General features: G+C 69.7%; 21 protein-coding genes. 1 reads left to right on the forward strand and 20 read right to left on the reverse strand.

The genetic code is table 11. The features are described 5' to 3' along the window. Window positions 1-632: 632 nt before the first annotated feature. From tyrS to AAEX60_RS04195, 8 genes are all read right to left on the reverse strand, one after another. Window positions 633-1,895, reverse strand: coding sequence for a tyrosine--tRNA ligase (gene tyrS, locus AAEX60_RS04160; RefSeq protein ID WP_342101420.1), 1,263 nt, complete (start codon window positions 1,893-1,895; stop codon window positions 633-635). 43 nt (window positions 1,896-1,938) lie between these two features. Continuing rightward, window positions 1,939-3,354 (reverse strand): argininosuccinate lyase, encoded by a 1,416-nt coding sequence (gene argH, locus AAEX60_RS04165; protein WP_342101470.1) that lies wholly within the window; start codon window positions 3,352-3,354, stop codon window positions 1,939-1,941. A gap of 189 nt (window positions 3,355-3,543) precedes the next feature. Beyond that, on the reverse strand, window positions 3,544-4,029 hold the full coding sequence (locus AAEX60_RS04170; RefSeq protein ID WP_342101421.1) for an arginine repressor: 486 nt from the start codon (window positions 4,027-4,029) through the stop codon (window positions 3,544-3,546). Further along, complete coding sequence (locus AAEX60_RS04175) at window positions 4,026-5,270, reverse strand: acetylornithine transaminase (protein ID WP_446721256.1); 1,245 nt, start codon at window positions 5,268-5,270, stop codon at window positions 4,026-4,028. The genes AAEX60_RS04170 and AAEX60_RS04175 overlap by 4 nt, the downstream gene beginning before the upstream one ends. Continuing rightward, the gene (gene argB, locus AAEX60_RS04180; RefSeq protein WP_342101422.1) at window positions 5,267-6,208 is read right to left on the reverse strand and encodes an acetylglutamate kinase; all 942 of its coding nucleotides are present in this window, start codon (window positions 6,206-6,208) and stop codon (window positions 5,267-5,269) included. Before argB ends, AAEX60_RS04175 begins: the two co-directional genes overlap by 4 nt. Beyond that, the gene (argJ, locus tag AAEX60_RS04185; protein ID WP_342101472.1) at window positions 6,205-7,386 is read right to left on the reverse strand and encodes a bifunctional glutamate N-acetyltransferase/amino-acid acetyltransferase ArgJ; all 1,182 of its coding nucleotides are present in this window, start codon (window positions 7,384-7,386) and stop codon (window positions 6,205-6,207) included. Before argJ ends, argB begins: the two co-directional genes overlap by 4 nt. A gap of 20 nt (window positions 7,387-7,406) precedes the next feature. Then, window positions 7,407-8,453, reverse strand: a complete 1,047-nt coding sequence (gene argC, locus AAEX60_RS04190) for an N-acetyl-gamma-glutamyl-phosphate reductase (RefSeq protein ID WP_342101423.1) — start codon at window positions 8,451-8,453, stop codon at window positions 7,407-7,409. A gap of 68 nt (window positions 8,454-8,521) precedes the next feature. Further along, window positions 8,522-9,073, reverse strand: coding sequence for a TetR family transcriptional regulator (locus AAEX60_RS04195; protein ID WP_342101424.1), 552 nt, complete (start codon window positions 9,071-9,073; stop codon window positions 8,522-8,524). 117 nt (window positions 9,074-9,190) lie between these two features. Here AAEX60_RS04195 and bioB point away from each other — a divergent pair, with 117 nt between their 5' ends. After that, window positions 9,191-10,231 (forward strand): biotin synthase BioB, encoded by a 1,041-nt coding sequence (gene bioB, locus AAEX60_RS04200; protein ID WP_342101425.1) that lies wholly within the window; start codon window positions 9,191-9,193, stop codon window positions 10,229-10,231. Between the two features lie 128 nt (window positions 10,232-10,359). Here the strand turns inward: bioB and pheT are convergent, their stop codons facing one another. The 12 genes from pheT to mshC all read right to left on the reverse strand — a co-directional run bounded on the left by pheT (window position 10,360) and on the right by mshC (window position 20,941). Continuing rightward, window positions 10,360-12,885: a phenylalanine--tRNA ligase subunit beta gene (gene pheT / locus AAEX60_RS04205; RefSeq protein ID WP_342101426.1), complete on the reverse strand. Its 2,526-nt coding sequence runs from the start codon at window positions 12,883-12,885 to the stop codon at window positions 10,360-10,362. Next, window positions 12,882-13,994: a phenylalanine--tRNA ligase subunit alpha gene (pheS, locus tag AAEX60_RS04210; protein WP_342101427.1), complete on the reverse strand. Its 1,113-nt coding sequence runs from the start codon at window positions 13,992-13,994 to the stop codon at window positions 12,882-12,884. The genes pheT and pheS overlap by 4 nt, the downstream gene beginning before the upstream one ends. A 173-nt stretch (window positions 13,995-14,167) precedes the next feature. Continuing rightward, window positions 14,168-14,968 carry a TrmH family RNA methyltransferase gene (locus AAEX60_RS04215; RefSeq protein WP_342101428.1) on the reverse strand — a complete coding sequence of 267 codons (801 nt, stop codon included), beginning with the start codon at window positions 14,966-14,968 and terminating at the stop codon, window positions 14,168-14,170. Window positions 14,969-15,011: 43 nt separating this feature from the next. Beyond that, the gene (rplT, locus tag AAEX60_RS04220; protein ID WP_342101430.1) at window positions 15,012-15,383 is read right to left on the reverse strand and encodes a 50S ribosomal protein L20; all 372 of its coding nucleotides are present in this window, start codon (window positions 15,381-15,383) and stop codon (window positions 15,012-15,014) included. Window positions 15,384-15,523: 140 nt separating this feature from the next. After that, the gene (gene rpmI, locus AAEX60_RS04225) at window positions 15,524-15,730 is read right to left on the reverse strand and encodes a 50S ribosomal protein L35 (protein ID WP_342101432.1); all 207 of its coding nucleotides are present in this window, start codon (window positions 15,728-15,730) and stop codon (window positions 15,524-15,526) included. Window positions 15,731-15,841: 111 nt separating this feature from the next. Next, window positions 15,842-16,579 (reverse strand): translation initiation factor IF-3, encoded by a 738-nt coding sequence (infC, locus tag AAEX60_RS04230; RefSeq protein ID WP_446721257.1) that lies wholly within the window; start codon window positions 16,577-16,579, stop codon window positions 15,842-15,844. A 287-nt stretch (window positions 16,580-16,866) separates the two neighbouring features. After that, window positions 16,867-17,391, reverse strand: coding sequence for an SseB family protein (locus tag AAEX60_RS04235; protein ID WP_342101436.1), 525 nt, complete (start codon window positions 17,389-17,391; stop codon window positions 16,867-16,869). Beyond that, window positions 17,388-17,888, reverse strand: a complete 501-nt coding sequence (locus AAEX60_RS04240) for a hypothetical protein (RefSeq protein WP_342101438.1) — start codon at window positions 17,886-17,888, stop codon at window positions 17,388-17,390. Before AAEX60_RS04240 ends, AAEX60_RS04235 begins: the two co-directional genes overlap by 4 nt. Window positions 17,889-17,975: 87 nt before the next feature. Next, complete coding sequence (locus AAEX60_RS04245) at window positions 17,976-18,434, reverse strand: PH domain-containing protein (protein WP_342101440.1); 459 nt, start codon at window positions 18,432-18,434, stop codon at window positions 17,976-17,978. Continuing rightward, window positions 18,431-19,291, reverse strand: a complete 861-nt coding sequence (gene hisG / locus AAEX60_RS04250) for an ATP phosphoribosyltransferase (RefSeq protein ID WP_342101441.1) — start codon at window positions 19,289-19,291, stop codon at window positions 18,431-18,433. The genes AAEX60_RS04245 and hisG overlap by 4 nt, the downstream gene beginning before the upstream one ends. A 38-nt stretch (window positions 19,292-19,329) precedes the next feature. Further along, the gene (locus tag AAEX60_RS04255; protein ID WP_342101442.1) at window positions 19,330-19,596 is read right to left on the reverse strand and encodes a phosphoribosyl-ATP diphosphatase; all 267 of its coding nucleotides are present in this window, start codon (window positions 19,594-19,596) and stop codon (window positions 19,330-19,332) included. A gap of 85 nt (window positions 19,597-19,681) precedes the next feature. Beyond that, a complete protein-coding gene (gene mshC, locus AAEX60_RS04260; protein WP_342101443.1) occupies window positions 19,682-20,941 on the reverse strand; it encodes a cysteine--1-D-myo-inosityl 2-amino-2-deoxy-alpha-D-glucopyranoside ligase in 1,260 nt (419 codons plus the stop codon). Between the last annotated feature and the right edge of the window lie 12 nt (window positions 20,942-20,953).

Below are 20,953 nucleotides of genomic sequence, written 5' to 3' on the forward strand. Positions count from 1 at the left end.
CCACAAAAGGGATCCAATCAATGGCCACGGGTAAATTTAGGCATTGACCTTAGACACGCTGTTGAGTTCTCAAGTTTCGGGCACGACCCGCGCTCACATCCCACGACGCTCGCTTGGGGCAACTCGACCAACCTTACCGACTTTCATCCAAGAGTTCAACTCCGTGATTCCTGCCGGCTGGAGCGTTCCTCTCGGAACCCTCCAGTCGCTTTCAGCGACTCGTCCTACTCTATTCATCCGCATCCCCGGAGTCAAATCCGGTTCTGCTGGATTTTGCAGTCTCCACGAGAGTATTTTCAGCTCACACGGTTCCTGCAGTAGAACTTGTTGCCGCTGTGGCGACTCGGACTACTTTATTGGGTCGTCCGCATCCCGTCAAACGGGGCAGAGTCCCACACTCGGCGTCCACGAGAACCCGACATCCGCGGTCTGACATGCAGACACACTTCTTGCCGGAGCATCGTTGGAGTGGAGTGGCCTGCCGGGCTGTCCGGGCCGACCCTGAGGGCCGATCCGTCCGTCGCACCGACGAAGCTTGGACTAGATTAGTCAGCCGCCAAAGACAACGCAAATCGCGCTGCAGTGACATGCACCACAGCGCGATTCGCCTTGTCAACCGGGTTCGGGACCGCTCAGTGGCCAAACTCCAGCGCCCCGAGGGTCTTCTTGCCGCGCCGCAGCAGCGCAAACCGGCCGTCCAACAGGTCGGCCTCGGTCAGTCGCTGTTCCGGATCGGTCACCTTCTGGTTGTTCAGGTAGGCGCCGCCCTCGGCCACGGCCCGTCGGGCCGCCCCCTTGGAGGCCACCACCCCGGCAGTGGTCAGGGCATCCACGACGGTGGGCAGCTCCCGCCCCTCCACGGCGGTGACCCCCACCTCCGCCATCACGGCCGCCAGGGTGGCCGCCGGCAGTTCGCCCAGCTCCCCCCGGCCGAACAGCGCCTGGGCGGCGGCCACCGCGGCCTCCCGCTCGGCCACGGAGTGCACCAGGTCCGTGACGTCGTCGGCCAGGGCCTTCTGTGCGGCCCGTCGATGCGGCTCGGTCTGGGTGAGATGGTCCAGCTGGTCGATCTCGTCGTGGCTGCGCGGGCTGAAGACCTTGAGGTAGTCCACCACCTTGGCATCCTCCGCATTCAGGAAGAACTGGTGGAAGGCGTAGGGGGAGGTCATCGTGGGATCCAGCCAGACGGTCCCCGTCTCGGTCTTGCCGAACTTGGTGCCGTCGGCCTTGGTCAGCAGCGGGGTGCACAGGCCATGCACCTTGCCGCCCTCACTGCGCCTGATCAGCTCCACACCCGACGAGATGTTGCCCCACTGGTCCGAGGCACCGGTCTGCAGGGTGCAGTTCTTGGTGCGGTAGAGCTCCCGGTAGTCCAGCGACTGCAGCAGGATGTAGCTGAACTCGGTGTAGCTGATCCCGGATTCCAGCCGGGTGGCCACCACGTCGCGGGCCAGCATCCGGTTGATGCTGAAGTGCTTGCCCACGTCGCGCAGGAAGTCCAGCGTCGACAGGTTCTTGGTCCAGTCGTAGTTGTTCACCAGCTCGGCCCCATTGGAGCCGTCGAAGTCGACGAACTTGGTGACCTGAGCCCGGATCCGCTCCACCCACTCCTCCACCACCTCACGGGGGTTGAGGTTGCGCTCGCTGGACATCCGCGGGTCACCGATCAGTCCGGTGGCGCCGCCCACCAGCAGCAGTGGCTTGTGCCCGGCTGCCTGCAGGTGGCGCCAGACCATCAGCTGCACCAGGTTGCCGAAGTGGATGCTGGGGGCCGACGGGTCGAAGCCCACATAACCGGTGACGGGGCCGTCATCCAGGTGTGCGGCCAGCGCGGCCTCGTCTGTGGACTGGTAGACCAGCCCCCGCCATTTGAGTTCCTCCAGGACAGCATTCACCCGGCCAGCCTAGTGGACGGGTGAATGCTGTCTCGAATGGGTTTCAGCTGGCGCGGACGGGGCTCCACCCGTCGAGTTCGGCCAGCAGGCCGTCCAGCACGGTGGTGCATTCCGCCAGCTGGGTCTGGACCTGGCTGGCGGCCGTGCCACCCCGGCCGTCGCGGGCATTGATGGAGCCCGCGACGGACAGGACCTCCAGGACCTCGGGGGTGAGGCGCTCGTCGATGCCGGGCAGGTCCTCGGCGGTCAGGTCGAACAGCTCGATCCCCTTGGCCTCGCAGTACTGCACCGCCTTGCCGGAGATGTCATGGGCCTGGGCGAAGGGCACCCGCTGGCGGACCAGCCAGTCGGCCACGTCGGTGGCCAGGCTGAAGCCCTGCGGGGCACGCTCGGCCATCCGCTCGGTCCGGAAGACCAGGGTGGCGATCATCCCGGCCATCGCGGGCAGCAGCATGTGCAGCTGGTCCAGGCCGTCGAAGATCGGCTCCTTGTCTTCCTGCAGGTCCCGGTTGTAGGCCAGCGGCAGGCCCTTGAGTGTGGCCATCAGCCCGCTCAGGTTGCCGATCAGCCGGCCGGCCTTGCCTCGGGCCAGCTCGGCGACGTCGGGATTCTTCTTCTGCGGCATGATCGACGAGCCGGTGGACCAGGCGTCGTCCAGGGTGGCGAAGCCGAACTCCACCGTGGACCACAGGATCACCTCTTCGCTCACACGGGAGAGGTCGACGCCGATCTGCGCCAGCACATAGGCGGCCTCGGCGACGAGGTCCCGGGCGGCGGTGCCGTCGATGGAATTGGGCACCGAACCGGTGAAGCCCAGGTCCTGGGCGACGGCCTGCGGGTCCAGCCCCAGCGAGGTGCCGGCCAGCGCCGCCGACCCATAGGGCGAGACCGCGAGCCGACGATCCAGGTCGGTGATCCGCTGGATGTCACGCAGCAGCGGCCAGGCGTGCGCCAGCAGGTGGTGGCTGAGCAGCAGCGGCTGGGCGGACTGCAGGTGGGTGCGGCCCGGCATCGGGTCACCCAGGTGCTTGCTGGCCTGGCCGTGCAGCGCCCGCACCACGTCGCCGACCTCGGCGGCGACCACCCGCAGCTCCTCGCGCAGGTAGCTGCGGACCAGGGTGGCGATCTGGTCATTGCGCGAACGCCCGGCGCGCAGCCGGCCACCCAGCTCGGGACCCACCACCTCCACCAGACCGCGCTCCAGGGCGCCGTGCACATCCTCGTCGCCGGCGGCCGGCAGGAAGTGCCCGCTGGCCACCCGCTGGTCCAGCGTGGCCAGCCCGGCCACCAGGTCCCGGTGCTCGTCGTCGGTCAGCAGACCGGCGCGGTGCAGCGCATGCGCATGCGCCACCGACCCGGCCAGGTCGTGCCGGGCCAGCCGCCAGTCGAACTGGGTGGACTTGCTCAGGGCAAACATCGCCTCGGCGGGGCCGCCGGCAAACCGGCCTCCCCACAGCATGCCCTCGGCGTGGCCCTCTTCCTTGCTGTTCACGGCTTCTCCTGTGCTTGCGGTGTTGGCTTCTGATGGTAGACGAGGGCCCCTCGACAAGCTCGGGGACCGTGGTGGGGTGTTGCTCGGGGACCGTGGTGGGGTGTTGCTCGGGGACCGCGGTTGGGTGGTGCTCGGGGTCAGGCCGTCCCAGTCATCTCAGGGCTGGGCGCCGGAGCCCCCGCCCATACTCATGAACCGCGCGGCCAGCTTCTCCCCGCCCTTGGGGTCTCGGGTCACCAGCAGCACGGTGTCGTCCCCGGCGATGGTGCCCAGGATCGAGCTCCAGGCCACCTTGTCGATGGCCGACGCGTAGTACTGCGCGGCACCGGGTGGGGTGCGCAGCACCACCATGTTGGCCGAGGCATCGGCGCCCAGCAGCACCTCCTGGCTGAGCCGCGCGAGGCGGGCCTCCAGACCGCTGGCGTCGGGAGCTGTGTCCGCCCCGGGCGCGGCGTAGACCAGGTTGCCCTTGGGGCCACGGATCCGCACCGCGCCGATCTCCAGCAGGTCCTTGCTCAGGGTGCCCTGGCTCACGCTGATCCCCTCGTCGGCCAGCAGCTCGGCCAACTCGCTCTGGCTGGAGACCTCGCGGGACTCCACCAGGGCGAGGATCCGGGCCTGTCGGCTGGCGCGTGTGGTCATCGCTCGGCCCCTCCGCCGGGAGCATGGGCGTCCAGCGCGGCCGGCAGGGCGGCGACGAAGGCGTCGAGCTGGTCGGCGGTCACGATCAGCGGCGGCGCCACCCGCAACACCCCGGGCCGGGGGGCATTGATGATGAAGCCGGCGTCCAGCATCGCGTCGCTGACCGCGGCGGCACGGTCGTCGGCCAGCACGATCCCGCGCAGCAGCCCGGCGCCGCGGACCTCCCGGATGGCCGGGTGCCCCAGCGCCTCGACCGAGCTCTTCAGGTGTTCCCCCATCCGGCGGGCGTGGACCAGCAGGTCATCGCGTTCCAGCACGCCGATCACGGCCAGGCCGGCGATCGCGGCGACGGGATTGCCGCCGAAGGTGGTGCCGTGACTGCCAGGGGTGAGCAGGTCGGCGGCGCGGCCGGTGGCGATGCAGGCGCCGATCGGGAAGCCATTGCCCAGCCCCTTGGCCAGGGTGACCAGGTCCGCGGTGACGCCGCTGGAGGCGCTGGCCAGCCACTCGCCGCAGCGGCCCATCCCGGTCTGCACCTCGTCCAGCCAGAGCAGCGCGCCGTGGGCGGTGGTCAGCTCCCGGGCCAGGGCCAGATAGCCGTCGGGGGCCGGGACGACGCCGTTCTCCCCCTGCACCGGCTCGACCACCACGGCCGCCACGGTGTCGTCGACGGCGGCCCGCAGCGCCTCGGCGTCGCCGTAGGGGACGAAGACAACCTCACCGGGCAGCGGCTCGAAGGGCTCGCGGTACTTGGGATTGGCGGTGATGGCCAGGGCCCCCATGGTGCGGCCGTGGAAGGCACCGTCCATCGCGATGATCTTGGTCCGGCCCGTGAGCCGGGTGGTCTTGAGGGCGGCCTCGTTGGCCTCGGTGCCGGAATTGGTGAAGAAGACCCGGGCCGGGGTCTGGGGTGCATTGGCGGTGGCGATGGCCACCAGCTTCTCGCCCAGCGCGATCTGCGCCGGGGTGGCGAAGAAGTTGGAGACATGCCCCAGGCTGGACAACTGGCTGGTGATGGCGCTCAGCACCGCCGGGTGGGCGTGGCCCAGGGCGTTGACGGCGAGCCCGCTGAGCAGGTCCAGGTACTTGGTGCCGTCGGCATCCCAGACGTGCACGCCCTCGCCGCGGACGAAGACCCGCTTGGGCGCGCCGAAGGTGTTCATCATGACCTGGCCGTAGCGCCCGGTGAGGTCGGCCTGGGTGAGCTGGTTCTGGGCGGTGGTGGGAACGATCTGGCTCACTTGGCTTCCTTCTTCTGCTTGGGCTTGGAGTGGTCCATCCTTGCCGGGTCGGCCATCACCATCGTCCCGATGCCGTCGTCGGTGAAGATCTCCAGCAGGAGGCAGTGCTGCACCCGGCCGTCGATCACGGTGGCCCGCGGCACCCTGCCCTGCACGGCGCGCAGGCAGGCCTCCATCTTGGGCCGCATCCCCGATTCCAGGCTGGGCAACAGCTCGTGCAGCTCGCTGGCGGTGATCTGGGTGATCACCTCGTCGGAGTGTGGCCAGTCGGCGTACAGCCCGGCCACGTCGGTCATCATCACCAGCCGCTCGGCGCCCAGCGCGACGGCCAGGGCGGAGGCGGCGGTGTCGGCGTTCACGTTGTGAACGGCCCCGGTCCTGTCCGGGGCGACGGTGGCGACCACGGGAATCCGCCCGGCGTCGATCAGGTCCTGCACCGCGGCGGGGTTGACGCTGGCGACGTCACCCACCAGACCAAGATCAACATCCTCACCGTCGATCACCGTGCCCTTGCGCTTGGCGGTGAACAGGCCGCCGTCCTCGCCGGACATGCCGACCGCGAAGGGCCCGTGCTGGTTGATCATGCCCACCAGTTCGCGCCCCACCTGGCCCACCAGCACCATCCGGACCACATCCATGGCCTCGGGGGTGGTGACCCGCAGGCCGCCCTTGAACTCGCTGGTGATGTTGAGCCGTTTGAGCATGGAGCTGATCTGCGGGCCGCCACCATGCACCACGACTGGACGTACTCCGCAACGCCGCAGGAAGACGATGTCCTCGGCGAAGGCGTGCTTCAGCTCCTCGTTGATCATGGCATTGCCGCCGTACTTGATCACCACCACCTTGCCGGCATACTGCGCCAGCCAGGGCAGTGCCTCGATCAGGGTGCTGGCCTTGCTGACCAGGGCCTCGGTGTCCACCGCGCGCTTGTGGGTCATGACGAATACTCCGCGTTCTCCTTGACGTAGTCATAGGTGAGGTCATTGGTCCAGACGGTGGCCTGCTGCTTGCCGTGGTTGAGGTTCACCACGACGTCGACCTGACGGCCGGACAGGTCCACCAGGCTGCGGTCCTCGCCGATGCCGCCCTGCCGGTAGACCTGCACCCCGTTGAACCAGACGTCCAGGTTCTCCACCTCGAAGGCGGCGCCAGTGGTGCCGGCCGCGGCCAGCACCCGGCCCCAGTTGGGGTCATTGCCAAAGATGGCGCACTTGAACAGGTTGTTGCGGGCAATCGAGCGGGCCACCTCCAGCGCGTCGGCCTCGGTGGCGGCATTCTTCACGGTGATCGCAATGTCGTGCGCCGAGCCCTCGGCGTCGGCCAGTAGTTGCATCGCCAGGTCCAGACAGACGGCGCTCAGGGCGGTGGTGAACTCGTCGGGAAGGGGCGCGAAGCCGCTGGCGCCCGACGACATCAGGACGACGCTGTCATTGGTGGACTGGCAGCCGTCGGAATCCACCCGGTCGAAGGAGACGCTGGTGGCCTGCCTCAGCGCCTTGTCCAGGGCCAGCGGCTTGACGTCGGCGTCCGTGGTGAGCACCACCAGCATGGTGGCCAGGGCGGGCGCCAGCATGCCCGCACCCTTGGCCATCCCGCCGATGGACCACCCGTCGGGGCTGGTGTAGCTGGCCATCTTGCGCACCGTGTCGGTGGTCATGATGGCCGCGGCGGCATCGGGGCCACCCTGGGCGGACAGCCGGGCGACGGCCTGGTCCACGCCGGACAGGAGCTGGCCCATCGGCAACCGGACCCCGATCAGGCCGGTGGAGCAGACCGCGACATCGGTGACCACACAGTCCAGCCCGGCGGCCACCCGAACCGCGGTCTTCACCGAATCGGCCAGGCCCTCCTTGCCGGTGCAGGCATTGGCACCGCCGGAGTTGAGCACCACGGCCTTCAGGACGCCGTCGGAGGTGACATCCCGGGACCACTGGACCGGGGCGGCGAAGATCCGGTTGGAGGTGAAGACCGCGGCCGCATCCTGCAGCGGGCCGTTGTTGACCACCAGCGCCAGGTCCGGCTTGCCGGACTCCTTGATGCCGGCGGCCAGCCCGGCGGCGGTGAAGCCCTTGGGGGTGGTGACGCTGCCCGAGCGGTCCGGAGTGAAGTCATCCATGCTGAACTGCGACTTGCTGGTCACGGGGCAACTCCGATCGTGCTGAGCCCGGTGGCCTCGTCCAGGCCGAGGGCGATGTTCATGGACTGGATGGCGCCGCCGGCGGTGCCCTTGCACAGGTTGTCCAGGGTGCCGACGGCCACCAGCCGGCCGGCATCGGCATCCAGGGTGACGTTCACGTGCACCGCATTGCTGCCGACGATGTGCTGGCTCTGCGGCCACTGCCCCGCTGGCAGGACGTGCACGAAGGGCTCGTCGGCATAGGCGTCGACGTAGGCGGCGTGGATGTCGTCGGCGGTGACACCGGGCTTCACCGGCGCGGTGACGACGGCCAGGATCCCCCGCGCCATCGGCACCAGCAGCGGGGTGAAGCTGACGCTGGGATTGCTCCCGCCCAGCTTGGCGAAGTTCTGCAGCAGCTCGGGGACGTGCCGGTGCACTCCCCCGACGCCGTAGGCGCTGGCGGAGCCGAACAGCTCGGCGCCCAACAGGTTGGGCTTGGGGGCCTTGCCCGCCCCGGACGAACCGGAGGCCGCGGCCACCACGACGTCGTGACCGTCCACCAGGCCGTGGGTCAGCGCCGGCAGCAGGGTCAAGGTGGTGGTGGTCGGGTAGCAGCCGGGCACCGCGATCCGCTTGGTGGCCTTGAGCAGCTCCCGCTGGCCGGGCATCTCGGGCAGGCCATAGGGCCAGGTGCCCGCGTGCTCGGACTTGTAGTACTTGACCCACTGGTCGGCCGATTCCAGCCGGAAGTCGGCCCCACAGTCAATGACCAGCACATCCCCGCCGCCGGGCTGCGCGGCGATCTGCTCGGCCACCGGGCCGGAGGTGCCGTGTGGCAGGGCGAGGAAGACGACGTCGTGCCCGGCGAGGTTCCCCGCGGTGGTGGGCAGCACCTCGCGATCGGCCAGCGGCACCAGGTGCGGCTGGTGTTCGCCCAGGCGCGAGCCGGCGCTGGAGCCGGCGGTGAGGTTTCCGATGGTGATCTGGGGATGGCCGAGCAGGAGGCGCAGGACCTCTCCCCCGGCGTAGCCGGTGCACCCGGCGACTGCCACTGTGAACGTCATAGGCATAACTATGCCACAGACGGAATAACTATTCCGTCGGATTCCGAGACCGACCTTGGAGGCGGGAGTCAGGCAGCCGAGGGCAACAGCCCGTCCACCAGCGCCCCGACGGCGTGGGCGAAGGCAGCGTCCTGGTCCACCGTCGGCGCATCCAGCTTGCCGAGTTGGGCGAACAGCGCGATGTTCTGCTCCTCGGCCACGTGGCCCAGCACCAGGTGGAGCAGGGCCCGGGCACCCCAGGCCGCGGTGTCGCCGGATTCCCGGCGGGCCAGCAGGACGACGATCCCGGTCAACGGGTCCCGCTCACACAACCCGCTGGCCAGAGCGGTGGCCACCAGGTCCGCGGAGTCCCGGTGGCCCAGCAGCACCCGTCGCAGGTCATGGGCCCACGCCACCAGGGCCGCCCGCGGCTCGGCGTCGGGCTGGGGAGTGGGCAGCTCGGCCAGCACCCGGTCCGCGACGGCGGCCAGCAAGGTCTGTTTGTTGGCGACGTGCCAGTACAGCGCCCCGGCCTTGACCCCCAGCGCGTCGGCCAGCCGTCGCATGGAGAGATCCGCCAGCCCGTACTCGTCGAGGATGCCGACGGCGGCCGCGATCACCTCGTCGCGAGCCAGACTCATGAGACCCCACTTTCACCAGGACCGAGCACACGCTAACGTGACACCGTCACTTGAACACCGTTCAACACCGCCGTTGATGCCGGCACGACCCCTGGAGGAATCGTGGATCTCGACTCTATGACACGCACCGCCCTGACCGGCGAATCGATCAGCCGCGAGCAGGCGCTGGAGGTGCTGACCTGCGCCGACGAGGAGATCTTTGCGCTGGTGGCGGCCGCCTCCCGGGTGCGTCGCAAGTTCTTCGGCAACCGGGTGAAGCTGAACTACCTGGTCAACCTGAAGTCCGGCCGGTGCGCCGAGGACTGCGGCTACTGTTCCCAGCGGCTGGGCGGTGAGGCCGACATCCTCAAGTACACCTGGCTCAAGGACGAGCAGGTGCACGACGTGGTGGAGGCAGGCCTGGCCAGCGGCGTGAAGCGGGTCTGCATGGTGGCCTCGGGCACCGGCCCGTCGAACCGGGAGACGGACAAGGTGGCCGGCATGATCGAGGGGATCAAGGCCGCCCACCCGGAGGTGGAGGTCTGTGCCTGCCTGGGCTTCGTCACCGACGAGCAGGCCAAGAAGCTGCGCGCGGCCGGGGCCGACGCCTACAACCACAATGTGAACACCGCGGAGAGCCACTACGCCGACATCTGCTCCACCCACACCTACCAGGACCGCACCGACAACATCGAGAAGGTCAAAGGCGCGGGCCTGTCCCCCTGCTCCGGGCTGATCGCGGGCATGGGTGAGAGCAAGGAGCAGCTGGTGGAGGCCATCTTCGCGCTCCGCGAGCTGGGCGTGGACTCGGTGCCGGTTAACTTCCTGCTGCCCTTCGACGGCACCCCGATGGAGGGCCAGAAGACCCTGCAGCCGCTGGAGTGCCTGCGGATCCTGGCGATGGTGCGGCTGGTGCACCCGGACACCGAGGTGCGGGCCGCTGCCGGCCGGGAGCAGCACCTGCGCAGCCTGCAGACCACGGCGCTGGAGCTGGTGAACTCGATCTTCCTGGGTGACTACCTGACCAGCGAGGGCCAGGCCGGTCAGGACGACCTGCGGATGATCGCCGACGCCGGCTTCGTGGTGGAGGGTCAGGAGTCCCCCGCCGAGCGGCTGGAAAGCACCCAGGTGCCGATCCGCCGTCGCGGCGCAGGCACCGAGCTGGCACCCAACGTGTAGTTCCATCGACCACGCAACGGCCCCGATCTCCGGTTGGAGATCGGGGCCGTTGGCGCAGGGGCCTCGACACGATCGGCCGCCGTGGTCACCGGCAACGAGCGGAGGCCAGGCCGCTGCGAGTCGGTGGATCAGGCGCGCTGGACGGCCCCGAAGCGCTCGCCGGCCAGCTGCACCGCGGCATCGCGGGCGGCGGCGCTCTCGGTGTCCTTCAGCGTCTTGTCGGCGCCGCGGAAGTGCAGGGCGTAGGCCAGCGACTTCTTGCCGTCGCCGATCTGCGGGCCACGGTAGATGTCGAAGAGCTGGCAGCTCTCCAACAGCTCACCGGCACCCTCCACCAGGGCCAGCCGCAGTTCCTCGGCGGCCACGGATTCGTCGACCACCAGGGCGACGTCCTCCTTGGCCAGCGGGAAGCTGGACAACGGGCTGATCTGCCCGGCGCCAGGGGCGGCGGCCAGCAGTGCGTCCAGGTCGAACTCCACCGCACAGGTCCGCTCGGGCAGGCCGAAGTCCTTGACCACCTGCGGGTGCAGCTCCCCGGCGCAGCCGAAGACCTCGCCGTCCACCAGCAGCTCGGCGCACCGGCCGGGGTGCCACGGGCTGACCGCCGCATTGCGACGGGTGATCCGCACCCCGAGGGTCGCGGCGGCGGCCTCGGCCAGCGCTACCACATGGGTCCAGTCGGCCTTCACCGCCGAACCCTGCCAACCGGCCGGAAGCCAGTTGCCGGTGACCGCGCCGCCCACCATCGACGGCTGCTGCGGAAGCGCGGCCTGCAGCGCCGCCACGTCGGAGTCGCTGGGCCGGTCCTCGACGCTGGGCCGCGGGGCCGGCGTCGGGCTGCCCTGCAGGAAGACCCGCCCCACCTCGAACAGCGCCAGGTCATCCTGGCTGCGGGAGGTGTTGCGGCTCACGGCCTGGAAGAGCCCCGGCAGCAGGCTGGAGCGCAGGTGGCCGTGGGTGTCGTCCAGCGGGTTGGCCAGCTTGACCAGGTCCCGGCGGGGATCGTCGGCCTCCGGCGCGATCCGGGCGATCTCCTGCTCGGAGACGAAGGGCAGGCTGATCAGCTCGACGAAGCCCAGCTGCGCAATGGCGCGCAGCACGGCCCGTCGCCCCTGCTGGGCCGGGGACAGGCCACGGCCGATCGGGGCGGTGGGCACGATCCCTTGGATGGTGTCCAGGCCGATCTTGCGGCCCACCTCCTCGACGTAGTCATAGGGGTCGGCCAGGTCCGGCCGCCAGGTGGGCGGTACCAGGTCCAGGGACTCGCCGGCGGCGCTGACCTGCACCCCGGAGGCGGTGAGGATCTCGGTGACCTGCTGCGGGGAGACGTGGGTGCCCAGGATCCGGGCCGGCAGGTCGGCGGCGATGCGCTGGCCGGGCATGGCGGGCACCTGGCCCACCACGGTTTGGGCGTCCTGCAGCGTCCCGCCGCCGAACTCCACCAGCAACTCCGCGGCCCGACGGGCGGCGGCGTACCCCACGGCCGGGTCCACCCCGCGCTCGAAGCGCCGGGAGGCCTCACTGGGCAGCTTGTGCCGACGGTGGGTGCGGCCGATCGCCAGCGGGTCGAAGTGGGCGGCCTCCAGCACGATGTTGCTGGTCTGCTCGCCAACCTCGGTGCTCTGGCCGCCCATCACCCCGGCCAGGCCGATTGGCCCCGAGCCGTCGGTGATCAGCAGGTCGTCGGCCACCAGCGTGCGGGTGGCGTCGTCCAGGGTGACCAGCTTCTCCCCCGGGTTGGCCTGCCGGACCACGATCTCGCCGGTCAGCCGGTCTGCGTCGTAGGCGTGCAGCGGCTGCCCGGATTCCAGCATCACGTAGTTGGTGACGTCGACGGGCAGGGAGATGCTGCGCATCCCGCTGCGTTCCAGCCGCTGCTTCATCCAGTCCGGGCTGGGCGCCTGGGGGTCCACCCCGGTGACGGTGAGCGCCACGAAGCTGCTGCAGTTCGGGCTCTCGATCCGCACCGGCTGGCCGTCGGCCACCTCGGCCGGGCGCGGCGCGCCATAGGGGTCGGTGAAGGCGACGCCGGTGGCCTGGGCGGCCTCCCGGGCCAGGCCGCGCAGGCTCAGGCAGTAGCCGATGTCCGGGGTGATGTCCAGCTCCAGCACCTCGTCACCACCGCCCAGCAGCGGCATGGCCGCCATGCCGGGGGCCAGCGGCTGGCCGTCGATCTGGGTGGGCAGCACGATGATCCCGGAGTGGTCCTCCCCCACGCCGAGTTCGTCGGCGGCGCAGATCATCCCGTCGGAGACGTGGCCATAGGTCTTGCGGGCCGCGATCGCGAAGTCGCCGGGCAGCACCGCCCCGGGCAGCGCCACCACGACGAGGTCACCCACAACGAAGTTGTGCGCCCCGCAGACGATCCCGCGGCCGGCGGGGATGGTGCTGCCGTCCTCGGCAGTGGTCTCGGGCTCGTTGTGCTCGTCGCCGACGTCCACCCGGCACCAGTTGATGGTCTTGCCGTTCTTCTGCGGCTCGGGATTCAGGCTGAGCACCCGGCCCACGACGACGGGACCACTGACCTCGCCGCCGATGGTCTCGATCCGCTCGACGTTCAGCCCGGCGCGGGTGAAGGCGGCGGCCAGCTCGGCGGTGGTCAGGTTCTCGGGCAGGCTGACCAGCTCGCGCAGCCAGGAAATCGGGGCCTTCATCGTGCTCCTCCCAGAAGCGAACGGCTGAAACGGATGTCGCCCTCGACGAAGTCGCGCAGGTCGGGGGCGGAATTGCGGGTCATCACGGAGCGGTCGACGCCCATCCCGAAGGCGAAGCCGGAGTAGACCTCGGTGTCGATCCCGCAGGCGGTCAGCACTCGCGGGTTGACCACGCCGCAGCCGCCCCACTCGATCCAGCCCTCGCTGCGGCAGGTGCGGCAGGGGCGCGACGGGTTGCCGACGCTCTCCCCCCGGCAGACGAAGCACTCGACGTCCACCTCGGCGCTGGGCTCGGTGAAGGGGAAGTAGTGCGGGCGCATCCGGGTGCGGATGTCGTCGCCGAACATCGCCTGGGCGAAGTGGTCCAGCGTGCCCTTGAGGTGGGCCATGGAAATGCCCTTGTCCACGCACAGTCCCTCGATCTGGTGGAAGACCGGCAGATGGGTGGCGTCGTACTCGTCGGCCCGGAAGACCTTGCCGGGGCTGACCACGTAGACCGGCAGCTCACGCTCCAGCAGGGTGCGGATCTGCACCGGGCTGGTGGCGGTGCGCAACAGGGCGCCGTTCTCGACCGGGTCGATCCACAGGGTGTCCTGCAGTGCACGGGCGGGGTGTTCGGGGTGCAGGTTCAGGGCGTCGAAGTTGTACCACTCGGCCTCGGCCTCGGGCCCGTCGACCACCTCCCAGCCCATGGAGACGAAGACGTCGGCCATCTTCTCCATCAACGCGGTCACCGGGTGCAGCGCGCCCTGCGGATGGGCCGCCACCGGCAGGGTCATGTCGACGGTCTCGGCCGCCAGCTGCGCCTCCAGCTCCGCGGCGGCCAGCACCTTCTCCTTGGCGGCGATCGCCTGGTTGATCTGGCCGCGAGCCCTGCCGACCCGGGCGCCGGCCTCCTTGCGGGCCTGCGGCGGCAGCGCGCCGATCTCCCGGTTGGCCAGGGCGATCGGCGAACGATCGCCATTGTGCTCGATCCGGGCCTGCTTCAGCTCGGCGGTGGTGCCGGCTGCCTCGATGGCGGCGAGCGCCTCGGCGACCATCTGCTCCACCTGCTCGGCCTTCAGCGGCGTCACCTGGACGGGGTCATAGTTCGTGTTCGGCCCGCTCATGGGCTCCTCTTCTCCTGGTTTTCGGGCATGCCTGCCCGGGGGTTGGCGTGCGGGGTTCACCCCCGACCAAGGACCTGCGGAATCAGCTGGCGTCCAGACGCCGACGAGCCTCCCCACAGCCGTCACCCGGCCGGGGGCTCAGAAATCGACGTCCCACCATGCGGCCGAGAATATCAGCCCACCCGACGCTGGGCGCTCGCGGTCGCATAGAGGCAGACCGCGGCGGCGGTGGACAGGTTCAGGCTCTCCGCCTGGCCCCACATCGGCACCCCGACCACCTTGTCCGCCAGGGAGCGCTCCCGTTCGGGCAGGCCCCAGGCCTCATTGCCCATGATCCAGGCGGTGGGCCGGGCCAGCTCGCCGGTCAGCTCGTCCAGGTGGGCTCCCCCGCCGTCGGCGGCGAAGACCTGCATCCCCTGCTGGTGCAGCCAGGTCACGGCGTCGCCGATCTCCACCCCCACCACGATCGGCAGGTGGAAGATGCTGCCCACGGTGGCCCGCACCGTCTTGGGGTTGAAGACCTCCACCGATCCCTTGGTGAAGACCACGGCGTCGGCCCCGAAGGCGTCGGCGCACCGGATCACGGTGCCGGCATTGCCCGGGTCCCGCACCTGGGCGCAGACCACCACCAGTTTGGGGGCGGTGATCTCGTCCAGGTGGGACAGGTCCTGCCGGCAGATTGCCACCACGCCCTGCGGGGTGACGGTGTCGCTGAGCTGCACCATGTCGTCGGGATGGGCCCGCCAGCACAGCTGCGGATCGGCCATCGCCAGCAGTTCGGCGTGGGCGTGCTGGTCGTCGACGATCACCGCCTCCACCAGTTCCGGGCGGCGCAGCGCCTCCCGCACCGCCTGGGCGCCCTCGGCCAGGAAGAGCCCCTGCTCGTCGCGCTCCCGGCGGGCCAGAAGCCGCCGAGCCGAGCGCTGCTGGCCCCTGGAGATCAGGGGTAGCACGCTCGGCTCGTCGAAAGTCATGCCGAAACCCTAACGTACGCGGGCCCCGGCGGTTCAGCCTGGATCAGGCAGCGGCCTGCTCGGGCTGGTTGGCCTTGGCAATCTCAACCAGGGCGGCGAAGGCCTTCGGGTCGCTGACGGCCAGCTCGGCCATCATCTTGCGATCCACCTCGACGCCGGCATTCTTCAGGCCGTTGATGAAGCGGTTGTAGGTCATGCCCTCGGCGCGGGCAGCGGCATTGATCCGCTGGATCCACAGCTGACGGAAGTCGCCCTTCTTCTTGCGACGGTCGTTGTAGGAGTAGGTCATCGAGTGGAGGACCTGCTCCTTGGCCTTGCGGTACAGGCGCGAACGCTGGCCGCGGTAGCCCGAGGCCTGCTCGAGGATTTCGCGGCGCTTCTTCTGCGCATTCACAGAACGCTTGACGCGTGCCATGTCTTACTCCTTGTGGTTGTGCCGGCCGGTCACGAGGCTGCTCGTGCGGGCCGAAGTGCGTGGTGCCGCGTGCCTGCGGCGGTGGTCCGGGGATCCCGGCGGGTACTGGACGAGCCAGCGATGATGCCGAAGCGCTGCGGTCAGCGGCCCTTCATCTTGCCGAGCAGCTTGCGCATCTTCTTGGCGTCGGCGCCCTCCAGCATCTTGTCGCCGGACAGGCGACGGGTGCGGGTGGTGGCCTTGTGCTCGTTCAGGTGGCGCTTGCCGGCCTGACGGTGCGAGAGCTTGCCGCTGCCCGTGACCTTCACGCGCTTCTTGGCACCGGAGTGCGTCTTCATCTTCGGCATGGTTGCCGCTCCATTTCATTCTTCAGGTGGCCCGTCGCAGGCTGCTGCGACGGGTGAACCGGTTGCCCGGCTCTGGGGTGGGCCTCCCCAGCGAAGGAGACCCGTGGTCTGTCACAGATCGATGTCAGGATCCATGTTGTCGGCGGGGCCGCGCTTCTTCTTGGTGGCCGACGGCACGTGCTGGGCACGCAACTCGGCCTCCGCCTGGCGCTCGGCCTCCTGGGCCGCGGCCCGCTCCGCCATCCGACGGTCCCGCTCGACCTTCTCCTCGACCCGGGCCTCGGTCTTCTTCTTCGTCGGGCCCAGCACCATCAACATGTTGCGCCCGTCCTGCTTGGGCGCCGACTCGATGAAGCCGAACTCGGTGACGTCGTCGGCCAGCCGCTTGAGCAGGTTGAAGCCCAGCTCCGGGCGGGACTGCTCCCGGCCGCGGAACATGATGGTGATCTTCACCTTGTCACCGGCCTTGAGGAAGCGGACGACGTGACCCTTCTTGGTCTCGTAGTCATGCTCGTCGATCTTGGGACGAAGCTTCATTTCCTTGATGACCGTGTTGGTCTGGTTACGACGCGACTCGCGGGCCTTCTGGGCGTTCTCGTACTTGAACTTGCCGTAGTCCATGAGCTTGGCCACCGGCGGCCGAGCCTGCGGAGCCACCTCAACCAGGTCCAGGTCGTGTTCCCGAGCAAGCTGCAGCGCCTGGTCGATCTTCACGATGCCCACCTGTTCACCGGCAGGCCCGACCAGACGGACTTCCGGTACACGGATCCGCTCGTTGATGCGAGGTTCGTTGCTGATTGCGTCCTCCAAGGTTTGAAATCTGGATGATCGGCCACCCGGGACCGCCACACCCCACAGGAAACGAAAAAGGCTCCCGCAGCAGCGGAAGCCTGACACCCGTCGGCCGAAGCATCGCGCGTCGAACACGCAACACCGGCGACGGTGGGTACCGACCCGCCGAGCTGGACCCGGCCGGGTGGGAGGTCAGGCCTCCACTTGTGTGGCCGACGACGAGCGCGACCAATCCCGATGATGATATCCCAAGCCCCCCGGCAGCACGAAATCGGGCCTCGACGGGCTCTGCCGACGACGGTTGGGCACGACCGGCGGTGGCTGGCCCGGGCGACGACGGGTGTTCAGGACTCGTCGGCCAGGAACATCCAACCGAACTGACCCGGCTCCACCTCCACCAGTCGGTGCCCCTGTGCCAGCTCGGCCACCAGCTCCGGCCCCAGCTCGAAGGGCACTGGACCGGCCGGGTCCAGCAGCAGGTGACTGGCGCCGGTCTCACCGACGGTGGCGGCCAGGTCATCCAGGGTGCAGGGCACCGGCCGCGCGTCGGCGCGCCAACCGGTCAGCGAGTCGATCCCGGTGAAGGCGATCAGCGCCCGCTCCCCCGTCGCGCTGGCCACGGTGACGGCGGCCATCTCCGCATGGCGCTCGGGGTCCGGGCCGGCCATCGACTCGTCGCCGCTGGCCACGATCGGCATCAGCAGGCGGGAGGTGCACAACCGCACGATGGCGCGCAGGTAGCCCAGCTGGTCGGTGGCGGCGGCGATGGCCTGCCGCACCTGCGGATCCGGCTCGCCATGGTCGCCCTGGAAGGCGGGATTGGGCTGGGCCAGCCGCTGGCCGTGGGCGACGCCGTGCGAATCGCTCACTGGATGCCGTGCTTGTTGAGGATGGCGTTGACCTCGTCGTCGTCATCCACCACGGGCGCGGACTGCTTGGCCGCGGGCTGCGTGCCGGCGGGCTGCGTGCCGGCGGCCTGACGGGCGGAAATCATCGGCTCGTGGCGCTGCCCGGGGGCCTGGCCACGTCGGGACATCCGGGCCGCCTTCAGCTGCTCCTTGGTGCGGGGCCGCAGGATGGTGCCGATCAGCCAGAACAGCAGCCCGACGCCGATCAACGAGAAGCCGATGATCATCGGATTGCTCATCACGGTGCGCTGCGCCCAGTCATAGATGGAGCGGGCACCATTGCCGGCCAACCCCATCAGGCCGCTCAGGTAGAGCCCCACCAGCATCAACACCACCCCCAGGCCACGCAGCAGCACCCGGGCGCCGTGGCCCATGGACCAGCGGGTCCAGGTCCAGAACAGGGTCAACAGGCACAGGACGACGGTGGCGGCAATCACCAGCACATTCATGGAGGGCATGACACCATGCTGGCACACCCCGCCGGCGCACCAGCTCCGACCGGCCGACGTGGCGCGCACCAACCGGGCCGGTGAGTCCGCGTGTGGTCAGCCCCGATGGCTGTCGATCAGCTCCTGCAGCTGGGCGATCCGCTGGTCGGCCACCGGACCCTCGGAACGCTGGATGGCCAGCGCCAGCTGGGTGCGCCCCTCCGGGTGCTCCGCGGTGGGGGCCAGCCGGATGTAGGCCCACGGGTCGCCGTCGCCCATGTGCGCCCCCAGCACCTCCGACCACGCGAAGCGGCGGGTCCACACGGCATTGCGGACCGTCAGCCCTTCGTCGGCGACGACGATGGTGCTCAACCCCACCGACATCATCATCCCGACCATCACGGCCAGGAAGAACAGCAGGGTGAGCACCTGGGGCAGGGTGAACAGGCTGCGCAGCTGCGGACCGAGCGCGAACCACAGGCCGAAGGAGAACAGCACCAGCACCGTGGACATCACGGCGCCCATCATCAGGGCCGGGCGGGAACGGAACTCCACGCGGCCCGGCTGCCGGCTCACAGCCGACACGCAGCGATGTCGGTGAGCAGGATGGCCCGCGCCCCGGCGGCCCACAGCTCATCCATCATCTTCTGCGCATCCTTGCGGGGCACCATGGCGCGCACCGCGAACCAGCCGTCCTTGGCCAGGCTGGAGACCGTCGGCCCCTCCAGCCCGGGAGTGATGGCGGTGGCGCGGTCCAGGTTCTCCTGGGCGACGTCGTAGTCCACCATCACGTAGTTGCGGGCCACCAGCACACCGGACAGGCGTCGCTTCAGCAGGTCCAGCAGGGCGGTGGGCACCTCGCCGCGACGCTGGATCAGGATCCCCTCGGAGTGGCAGATCACCTCGCCGAACAGCTCCAGCCCGGCCTTGCGCAGGGTGGTGCCGGTCTCCACCACGTCGGCGATGGCATCGGCCACGCCCAGCCGGATGGCGGACTCCACCGCCCCGTCCAGCTTGATCATCCGGGCCTCGATGCCGCGCTCGGCCAGGTAGCCCTGCAGCAGGCCCGGGTAGGAGGTGGCGACGCGCTTGCCGGCCAGCGACTCCAGGGTCATCGCGGCGCCGCCGGGCGCGGCGAAGCGGAAGCGGGAGCGGCCGAAGCCCAGGGCCATCACCTCGTCGGCATCGGCGCCGGAGTCCAGCAGCATGTCCCGGCCGGTGATCCCGATGTCCAGGGTGCCCTCCCCCACATAGACCGCGATGTCGCGCGGGCGCAGGTAGTAGAACTCGACGTGGTTGTCCTCGTCCACCAGGACCAGTTCCTTGGAGTCGGTGCGCTGCCGGTAGCCGGCCTCGCGCAGCATCTGGGCGGCCGACTCGCTCAGCGCCCCCTTGTTGGGCACCGCGATCTTGAGCAGCTGCTCCTGCGACATGGACGTGTCTCCTTGGTCTTGCCGATGGGGTGGGTTGGTCAGAGATAGCGGTAGAGGTCGTCCAGCTCCAGGCCGAGAGCCAGCATCATCACCTGCACGTGGTAGAGCAGTTGGCTCATCTCCTCGGCCGCCTCCTCCCGGGACTGGAACTCGGAGGCCATCCAGACCTCCGCGGCCTCCTCGACGATCTTCTTGCCGATCTCATGCACACCGGCATCCAGCCGCTTGACGGTGCCCGAGCCCGCCGGCCGGGTCTGGGCGGTCTCGGTCAGCTGGGCGAAGAGTTCCTCGAATGACTTGCTCACGATGCACACCCTATCCGGGTGCGCTGGGGCTGCCCGCACGGTGCCTGCGCCGCGGACACGCCCGTGGCGGCGGGGGTTGTCCGGGTCAGGTCAGGGCGACGCCCAGCACGGCGTCGACGAAGGTGGCCAGCTGGGCGGGAGCCTGGGGATCCAGGCCGTCAGGGCCAGCAGCCAGGCTCTGGGAGGCCCAGGCGTCGATCTCCCGCAGGGCAGCCGGGGCGTCCAGGTTTGTGCGCAGCGCCGTGCGCGCCGCCTGGATGGTGTCGACGACGCCCACCGCGGCCGACAGCGCGACGGCGCGGCGCCACTGGTCCAGCCGCTCTTCGGCCGCGGCCAGGTCCGCGGCGGTCCACTCCCAGTCGCTGCGGAAGTGGTGACCCAGGAGCGCCAGCCGGATGGCCATCGGGTCATGGCCCTGCTGGCGCAGCCGGCTGACCAGCTCCAGATTGCCCTTGGACTTGCTCATCTTCTCCCCGTCGAGCGCCACCATGCCGGAGTGCAGGTAGACCTCGGCAAAGGGCTGGCCGGTGGCGACGGTGCCCTCGGCGGCGCACATCTCGTGGTGCGGGAAGGCCAGGTCCGAGCCGCCGCCCTGGACGTCGAAGTGCGCGCCCAGGTGCTGCAGCGCGATCGCGGTGCACTCGATGTGCCAACCGGGCCGGCCGCGTCCCAGCGAGGAGTCCCAGGCGGGCTCGCCGGGGCGCTCCATCCGCCAGACCAGACAGTCCAGCGGGTGCTGCTTGCCGGGGCGCTGCGGGTCTCCGCCCATCTCGGTGAACCTGGCCACCATCTGGTCGGCGCCCAGCCGGCCCACCTGACCGAAGCCGGGGGCCAGATCGCACCGGAAGTACCAGTCGGGGTGCTCGGGATCCTCAACCTGGTAGAGGGTGCCGCTGTCCTTCATGGACTCCAGCAGCCGGACCACCTCGGGGATGGACTCGACGGCGCCGATGTAGTCGTCGGGCGGGATCACCCGCAGCGCCTCCATGTCGGTGCGGAAGAGCTGGGTCTGGTCCTCGGCCAGTTCGGTCCAGTCCTGCCCGGTGGCCTCGGCCCGCTCCAGCAGCGGGTCGTCGACGTCGGTGACATTCTGCGCGTACTGCACCGCCAGCCCCAGGTCCCGCCAGACGCGGTTCAGCAGGTCGAAGGCGACGTAGGTGTTGGCGTGGCCCAGATGGGTGGCGTCATAGGGGGTGATGCCGCAGACGTAGAGCCGCGCGGTGCCCTCGGCGGGGCCGGCCGGCACCAGCCGGGAGCGGGCGGTGTCGTGCACCTGCAGGCGCTGGGGGGCGTCCGGGGTCTCGACGTCGGACTGCGGAATCTGGGGTGCGGGCCATGCCTTCATGCCCCCAAAGGT

This window comes from Luteococcus sp. H101, from assembly GCF_038433155.1.
GTDB lineage: Bacteria > Actinomycetota > Actinomycetes > Propionibacteriales > Propionibacteriaceae > Luteococcus.

What these genes read in the sequence shown, in the direction of transcription:
- rplT (WP_342101430.1), bottom strand. Translation starts at nt 15,383, where the DNA reads ATGGCACGCGTCAAGCGTTCTGTGAATGCGCAGAAGAAGCGCCGCGAA.
- pheT (WP_342101426.1), bottom strand. Translation starts at nt 12,885, where the DNA reads ATGAAGGCCCCGATTTCCTGGCTGCGCGAGCTGGTCAGCCTGCCCGAG.
- argJ (WP_342101472.1), bottom strand. Translation starts at nt 7,386, where the DNA reads ATGGATGACTTCACTCCGGACCGCTCGGGCAGCGTCACCACCCCCAAG.
- AAEX60_RS04195 (WP_342101424.1), bottom strand. Translation starts at nt 9,073, where the DNA reads ATGAGTCTGGCTCGCGACGAGGTGATCGCGGCCGCCGTCGGCATCCTC.
- AAEX60_RS04215 (WP_342101428.1), bottom strand. Translation starts at nt 14,968, where the DNA reads ATGACTTTCGACGAGCCGAGCGTGCTACCCCTGATCTCCAGGGGCCAG.
- pheS (WP_342101427.1), bottom strand. Translation starts at nt 13,994, where the DNA reads ATGAGCGGGCCGAACACGAACTATGACCCCGTCCAGGTGACGCCGCTG.
- argH (WP_342101470.1), bottom strand. Translation starts at nt 3,354, where the DNA reads ATGCTGTGGGGAGGCCGGTTTGCCGGCGGCCCCGCCGAGGCGATGTTT.
- mshC (WP_342101443.1), bottom strand. Translation starts at nt 20,941, where the DNA reads ATGAAGGCATGGCCCGCACCCCAGATTCCGCAGTCCGACGTCGAGACC.
- argC (WP_342101423.1), bottom strand. Translation starts at nt 8,453, where the DNA reads ATGACGTTCACAGTGGCAGTCGCCGGGTGCACCGGCTACGCCGGGGGA.
- rpmI (WP_342101432.1), bottom strand. Translation starts at nt 15,730, where the DNA reads ATGCCGAAGATGAAGACGCACTCCGGTGCCAAGAAGCGCGTGAAGGTC.
- AAEX60_RS04240 (WP_342101438.1), bottom strand. Translation starts at nt 17,888, where the DNA reads ATGCCCTCCATGAATGTGCTGGTGATTGCCGCCACCGTCGTCCTGTGC.
- argB (WP_342101422.1), bottom strand. Translation starts at nt 6,208, where the DNA reads ATGACCCACAAGCGCGCGGTGGACACCGAGGCCCTGGTCAGCAAGGCC.
- bioB (WP_342101425.1), top strand. Translation starts at nt 9,191, where the DNA reads ATGACACGCACCGCCCTGACCGGCGAATCGATCAGCCGCGAGCAGGCG.
- hisG (WP_342101441.1), bottom strand. Translation starts at nt 19,291, where the DNA reads ATGTCGCAGGAGCAGCTGCTCAAGATCGCGGTGCCCAACAAGGGGGCG.
- AAEX60_RS04170 (WP_342101421.1), bottom strand. Translation starts at nt 4,029, where the DNA reads ATGACCACACGCGCCAGCCGACAGGCCCGGATCCTCGCCCTGGTGGAG.